Genomic DNA, 6,630 nt, shown 5'->3' on the forward strand with positions numbered 1-6,630 from the left:
GACTCGCCCCGCCCCGCCTAACCCGCCCCGCCCCGCCCCGCCCCGCCCCGGGCCGCCCCGGGCCGCCCCGGGCCGGCTTCGGCTCGGCTCGGCTTGGCCTTTTCTGCCATTGCGGCCCAGCTCATCTAGTCCGCCAGATTTGTCCAGGCGGCATGTCTGATCCAGGGCCCGGCGTGGCCGACCCTGCCTGCTGACCCTGCGCTGCCTGCGCTGCCTGCGCTGCCTGCGCTGCCTGCGCTGCCTGGGCTCGCTGCTGCTGGCCGTCACCTGGTCCCCGGCGTTGGGAACCGCGGCGAGCGCTCGCCTGGACGGCTCAGCGAGCGCCGGTAGTTGCTGAAAGGCCGTGATACCACCCGCCAGTGCTCGTTGGTCCGATTCGGCGAGCGCTGGCGGTGGTTATCGCGGATTCGAGAGCACGATGAGTGCTCGCCAGGGTTGCTGGCTGACTGTCGGGGGTTGGTGCGGGCAGCTGCCGGAGCGGCTTTGATGTCGCTGCTGGAGCCGGTGGGACTCGCCTGGCTTGTTGGGGCGAGGTGGCGGCCTTCTTGGGGGCTGTGGTTGTCCGAGTCTGTAGCCGCTGTCGCGCGCTCGGCTCGGGTTCTCGAGCTGGCTCTGGTGGCCGTTAAGCGGGGCGCGAGACGGCCGTAAGAGCCAGCTGGGCGAGCGAGGCGCGTCGCCGCCGCTGCGGAGAGCGGGACGTCGCGGGAGCCGCGGGACGTCGCGGGAGCCGCGGGACGTCGCGGGACGTCGCGGGAGCCGCGGGACGTTGCGGGGGCCGCGGGACGTTGCGGGAGAGCGGGACGTCGCGGAAGCCGATGTGACGTTGCGGGCGAGCGGGACATTGCGGCAGCCCCAGTGACATTGCGGGATAGTCGGACGTCGCGGGGAGTGGACGTCGCGGGGCATGTGAGCTGTGGGGATCACCTGGCGCGCCCTGGCCGCCGCTAGGCTCCGCGGCGGCCCGGGGCGCGTGGGTCAATAGACCAGCTTGTCCGACGGTGGGGTGAACTTGAGCTTCGGCTGGCCCTTCAGGGCGTCTCGGAGGGTCTCCGCCACCGTGTACTTCGAGATTGTCGACCGGCCCGTCCCCACGTAGTGCTCCGGGTTGTCCGGGTCGGCCACGAATGCCGAGGCGGCCAGCTGCGGGGTGAAGCCGCTGAACCACGCGGTCTTGTTGTTGTCGGTCGTGCCGCTCTTGCCGGCGATCGGCCGGCCGATGGTCGCGTACACCATCTCCGAGGTGCCCCAGCCGCCGCAGCTGCCACGCTGGGCGCCGTACCCGGTCACGCAGCTCGCCGCATCGGTCGCCGCGCGGGCCACGTTTTCGCTGATCACCCGCTTGCAGCGCGGGGCGGCGACGAGTTTGCCCTGGTACGAGACGTCCTTGCCGTCCGGATCGCGGATCGCCATGACCGGGAGCGGCTCGCAGTAGCGGCCCTCCGCGGCGACCGTGGCGAACGCGTTGGCGATCTCGACCGGGGTGGCGTCGCTGACCCCGAGGGTGAAGGCGCCCCAGCCGGAGGCGTGGTCCGGCGTGGCCAGGTTCTTGTCCACCTCGGTACGCCACTTCAGCCCGAGCTTCTCGGCCATCGCCACCGCCTTCTCCGCGCCGACCCGCTGCTCGAGCTGGACGAAGTACGTGTTCACCGACTTGCCGAACCCGCTCCACATGGTCTGGTTGCCGGTCATCGACGGGCTGGAGTTCTTCGGGCACCAGTTGTCGCCGCAGGTGGCCGGCCCGGGCGCGGTGATGTATTTCGACACGAACCGGGGCGGGGAGTAGTACGACGTGGAGAGCGGCATCCCGGCCTCCAGCGCGGCCAGCATCGTGAAGATCTTGAAGGTCGACCCGGCCTGGTACCCGGCCATGTCACCGCCGCCGAGCAGCGGGTTCACCGTGTTCGGGTAGTTGCCGCGCACGTCGTCGCTCTGTGCCGAGTCGCTGTGCCGGCCGTTGTCGTCCTGCTGCAGCGAGTAGCGCCGGTTCACCGCCATGCTGACGATCCGCCCGCTGCCCGGCTGGACCACCACCTGGCCGTGCGCGAACGGGCTGTTGCGCTTCTCCTTGGCGAGCACGTGCTTCATGGCGGACGCCTGGATCTTCGGGTCGATCGAGGTGACCACCCGGTATCCGCCGCGGCGCAGGTTCTCCTCACGGTCCAGCGTGTTCTTGCCGAACGCGGGCTGTTCCCGCCACCAGTTCTTGAAGTAGTCGCAGAAGAAGCCCCAGTCGTTGTGCTCGGAGTTGACCGAGACACAGTCGTTCGGGGGAGTGCTCAGCTTCAGTTTGATCTTGGCTTTCTTCGCGCTCGCCGCCTGCGCCGCGGTGATCGACCCCATCTTCAGCATCTGGTCGATCACGTAGTTGCGCCGGGTCTGCGCGGCCGCCTGGTCCTTGGTCGCCGGGTCGTACGCGGACGGCGCCTTGACCAGCCCGGCCAGCAGCGCCGCCTCGTTCAGGGTGAGGTTCTTCGGCGCCTTCGAGAAGAACACCTCGGAGGCCGCGTAGATCCCGTACGCCCGGTGGCCGAAGTAGGCGGCGTTCAGGTAGCGCTGCAGGATCTGCTGCTTGCTGAGCCGCTGCTCGACCTCGATGGCCAGCCGCATCTCGCGCAGTTTCCGGCTGGCGGTCTGCTCGGTCGCCTCGAGGGCCTCCTTCGGCGTCGACGCGCTGTCCCGCAGGGCCATCCGGACGTACTGCATGGTCAGCGTGGAGGCGCCCTGGGAGACGCCGCCGGCCTGCTGGTTGGCGACGAAGGCGCGGGCCACACCCTTGGCGTCGACGCCGTGGTGCTCGTAGAAGCGGGTGTCCTCGGACGCCACGATGGCCTGGGTGATGTACGGCGACATGCCCTTGAGCGCGACCTGCCGCCGGTACTCCTCGTAGAACGTGGTCAGCAGGGTCTTGCCGTCCTTGGCGTACACGTAGGTGGTCTGCGCCGAGGGCACCTCGGTGAGCTGTTCCGGCAGGTTCTCGAGCGCGTCGGTGCCGGCTTTGACCCCCATTCCGGCCAGGGCGGTCAACGGGTAGGAGAGGCCGGCGATGACCAGGCCCGCGATGAGCCCGGCTCGGATCAGCAGGGCGACTCTTCCGGCTACGGTGGGGCGTCGGTCAGTCACCCTTCGAAGGTATGACAAAACACCCCACAGTCCCCACGAATCAGCAAGAGAACGGACGTGCGGCATGCTGGGCCCCATGACGTTCGATCTTGATCATCACGGCGATGCCGAGGTCGGGGCGGGCCTGATCGATCTTGCGGTCAACGTCCGCCACCAGCCGATGCCGGGCTGGCTGGCCGAGCCGATCCTGGCCTCACTCAGCGACCTGGCCGCCTATCCGGACGCCACCGAGGCGACCGCCGCGGTCGCCGCGCGCCACCGCCGGGATCCGGCCGAGGTGCTGCTCACCGCGGGCGCCGCGCAGGCGTTCGTGCTGCTCGCGCAGGCTTTGCGCGGGGCGCGGCGGGCGGTGGTGGTGCATCCGCAGTTCACCGAGCCGGAGGCGGCGCTGCGCAACGCCGGGCATCGCGTGGAGCGGGTGCTGCTGCGCGAGGAGGACGGGTTCCGGCTCGACCCAGCGCTGGTGCCCGACGACGCCGACCTGGTCTTCGTCGGCAATCCCACCAATCCCACCTCGGTGCTGCACCCGGCGGGTGACCTGGCGGCGCTGGCCCGGCCCGGCCGGGTGCTGGTGGTCGACGAGGCGTTCGCCGACACCACGTACCGGAAAGGGTGTCCCGGCGAACCGGAATCTCTCGCCGATCGTGGCGATCTGCCCGGTCTGGTGGTGCTGCGCAGCCTGACCAAGACCTGGGGGCTGGCCGGCCTGCGGATCGGTTATGCGCTCGGGCCGGTCGAGGTGCTGTCCCGGCTCGTCGCGGCGCAGCCGCTCTGGGCGGTCTCGACGCCGGCGCTCGCGGCGGCGGTCGCGTGCGCGTCGCCGATCGCGATCGCCGCGGAACGTGAGATCGCGGCCGCGCTCACGGCCGAGCGCGACCACCTGGTGGAACGGTTGCGGCACGTGCCGAGCGTCACGGTTGCCGGCGTCCCGATGTCCGCTTTTGTTTCGGTACGCATTCCCGGCGCCGATCGGGTCCGTGCCGAGCTGCGCGAACGTGGCTACGCGGTGCGCCGCGGGGACACCTTCCCGGGACTGGGCACCGACTGGCTCCGGATTGCGGTGCGCGACACTGCCACCACGGACCGATTCGTGCAGACTCTGCGAGACATCCTCGCGGAACGAAGCGAGAAGTGATCGAGGAGCGACCGTGACCCTGGAGACCACCCTGGCGGCCATCCGCCCGGCCGACGAGCCGGCCATGGCCGCCGCCCGCGAGCTGCAAAGCCGGTTGACCAAGCCGGCCGGTTCGCTGGGCGCCCTGGAGGAGCTGTCGATCCGCCTGGCCGGCCTGGCCGGGGTCTGCCCGCCGCCGCTGCCCGCCCCGGCCACCGTCGCGGTCTTCGCCGGTGACCACGGCGTGCACGCGCAGGGCGTCAGCCCGTGGCCGCAGGAGGTCACCGCGCAGATGGTGGCGAACTTCGTGGCCGGCGGCGCCGTGGTCAACGCGTTCGCCCGGCAGGCCGGCGTGGACGTGATGGTGATCGACGCCGGGGTGGCGATCCCGCTGCACGGCGGCCCGAACCTGCTGGACGCGAACATCCGCCGGGGCACCCGGGACATGACCGTCGAACCGGCGCTGACCCGCGAGGAGGCCCTGGCCGCCGTCGAGCTGGGCATCGCGGTCGCCGGCCAGCTCGTCGCGGCCGGCGCGAAATGCCTGCTCACCGGCGACATGGGGATCGCCAACACGACACCCGCGGCGGCGCTGACCGCGGTCTTCACCGGCGCCGAGCCGGCCGCCGTGACCGGCCGGGGCACCGGCATCGACGACGCCATGCTGGCGCACAAGACCGAGGTGATCGCGGCGGCGCTGGCCCGGCACACCCCGGCCGCGGCCGACCCGATCGGCGTGCTGGCCGCCGTCGGTGGCCTGGAGCACGCCGCGCTGGCCGGGTTCATCCTGGGCGCGGCCGCCCACCGGGTCCCGGTGATCGTGGACGGCGTGATCGCCGCCTCGGCCGCGCTGGCCGCCGCCGCGTTCGCGCCGGACGCGGTCGCCGCGATGGTCGCCGGGCACCGCTCGGCCGAGCCGGGCGCCACCGTCGCGCTCGCCCACCTGGGTCTGGAGCCGCTGCTCGACCTCGGGATGCGTCTCGGCGAGGGCAGCGGCGCGGTACTCGCGCTGCCGATCGTCGCGTCCGCGGTCCGGGTGCTGCACGAGGTCGCCACGTTCGACTCGGCGGGAGTCTCGGAGAAATGAGCCTCTACCCCCTGGCCCTGCGCCTGGACGGACGCCGCGTGCTGGTGGTCGGCGGTGGCTCGGTGGCCACCCGGCGGGTGCCCGCGCTGATCGCGGCCGGCGCCCGGGTGGAGATCGTTTCGCCCGTGCTGACGCCGGCCCTGCAGGCGCACATCGACGCGGGCCGGGCGACCTGGACGCCGCGCCGCTTCGCGCCGGGCGACGTGGCGGGCGCCTGGCTGGTGCACGTCGCGATCGACGATCCGGAGGCGGCGGCCCAGGTCAGCGTGGCAGCCGAGGAAAAAGGCATTTTTTGCGTACGCGCTGACGACCGGGACGCGGCGACCGCCTGGACACCGGCGGTGACCCGGCACGGGCAGGTGACGGTCGCGGTGACCGACGGTGGTGACCGCCGGCGCGCGATGGCGGTCCGTGACCTGGTGGCGCACGCGCTGGAGGCCACGCCCCCGGCGTCCCCGGAGTTCAAGGGCGTCGCGCTGGTCGGCGCCGGCCCGGGTGACCCGGAGCTGATCACGGTGAAGGGGCGTCGCCTGCTGGCCGCCGCGGACGTGGTGGTCGCCGACCGGCTGGTCCCCGGCATGCTGCTCGGTGAACTGCGGCCGGAGGTCGAGCTGATCGACGCCGCGAAGATCCCGTACGGGCCGTCGGCCGCCCAGGAGGAGATCAACCGGATCCTGGTGGACCGGGCGCTGCAGGGCAAGTTCGTGGTCCGGCTCAAGGGTGGCGACAACTTCGTCTTCGGCCGGGGCGGCGAGGAGGCCCTGGCCTGCGTGGCGGCGGGGGTCCCGGTGATCGTGGCACCCGGGGTGACCAGCTCGATCGCGGCACCCGCGCTGGCCGGCATCCCGGTCACCCATCGCGGGGTGGCACACGAGTTCACCGTGGTCTCCGGGCACATCCCGCCGGAACACCAGGACTCGCTGGTCGACTGGGCGGCGCTGGCCCGGCTGCGCGGCACCCTGGTGGTGCTGATGGGCCTGAAGAACCTCCCGAAGATCGCCGAGCGACTGATCGCCGAGGGCCGCAGCGCGTCGACGCCGGTCGCGGTGATCCAGGAGGGCTCGACCGCGCACCAGCGCTCGCTGCGCAGCACGCTCGCCGAGGTCGCCGCGGACGTCGCCGCGGCCGGGATCCGCCCGCCGGCCGTCGTGGTGATCGGCGACGTCGTCGCGGTCACCGCCGACTTCATCCCGGCTGCCGGCTGACCGCGGAGCGAGCACGGCAGGTGGCTGCCGGCCGGCGGCAGGCGGTCCGCGCCAGGAGCCGGCTGGTCCTCAGGGGTGTCTCCGCGACGCGGAGACACCCCTGA

General features: G+C 72.2%; 4 protein-coding genes. 3 read left to right on the forward strand and 1 reads right to left on the reverse strand.

Annotation, left to right across the window (positions count from 1 at the left end; genetic code table 11):
• Window positions 1–975 precede the first annotated feature (975 nt).
• Complete coding sequence (locus tag Apa02nite_RS12715) at window positions 976–3,120, reverse strand: transglycosylase domain-containing protein (RefSeq protein WP_203825219.1); 2,145 nt, start codon at window positions 3,118–3,120, stop codon at window positions 976–978.
• 76 nt (window positions 3,121–3,196) lie between these two features.
• On the opposite strand from Apa02nite_RS12715, the gene cobC reads away from it, so the two are divergent.
• The 3 genes from cobC to cobA are packed head-to-tail and all read left to right on the forward strand — an operon-like array spanning window position 3,197 to window position 6,526.
• Window positions 3,197–4,255, forward strand: coding sequence for an Rv2231c family histidinol phosphate aminotransferase CobC (gene cobC / locus Apa02nite_RS12720; RefSeq protein WP_239164279.1), 1,059 nt, complete (start codon window positions 3,197–3,199; stop codon window positions 4,253–4,255).
• A 13-nt stretch (window positions 4,256–4,268) separates the two neighbouring features.
• Complete coding sequence (gene cobT / locus Apa02nite_RS12725) at window positions 4,269–5,321, forward strand: nicotinate-nucleotide--dimethylbenzimidazole phosphoribosyltransferase (protein ID WP_203825221.1); 1,053 nt, start codon at window positions 4,269–4,271, stop codon at window positions 5,319–5,321.
• Window positions 5,318–6,526 carry a uroporphyrinogen-III C-methyltransferase gene (gene cobA / locus Apa02nite_RS12730; RefSeq protein WP_203825222.1) on the forward strand — a complete coding sequence of 403 codons (1,209 nt, stop codon included), beginning with the start codon at window positions 5,318–5,320 and terminating at the stop codon, window positions 6,524–6,526. Before cobT ends, cobA begins: the two co-directional genes overlap by 4 nt.
• Window positions 6,527–6,630: the final 104 nt, after the last annotated feature.

The organism is Actinoplanes palleronii, from assembly GCF_016862315.1.
Classification (GTDB): Bacteria; Actinomycetota; Actinomycetes; order Mycobacteriales; family Micromonosporaceae; genus Actinoplanes; species Actinoplanes palleronii.

Bases quoted from the DNA above. Each gene is read 5' to 3' on its own strand.
- cobC (WP_239164279.1), top strand. From the start codon at position 3,197: ATGACGTTCGATCTTGATCATCACGGCGATGCCGAGGTCGGGGCGGGC.
- cobA (WP_203825222.1), top strand. From the start codon at position 5,318: ATGAGCCTCTACCCCCTGGCCCTGCGCCTGGACGGACGCCGCGTGCTG.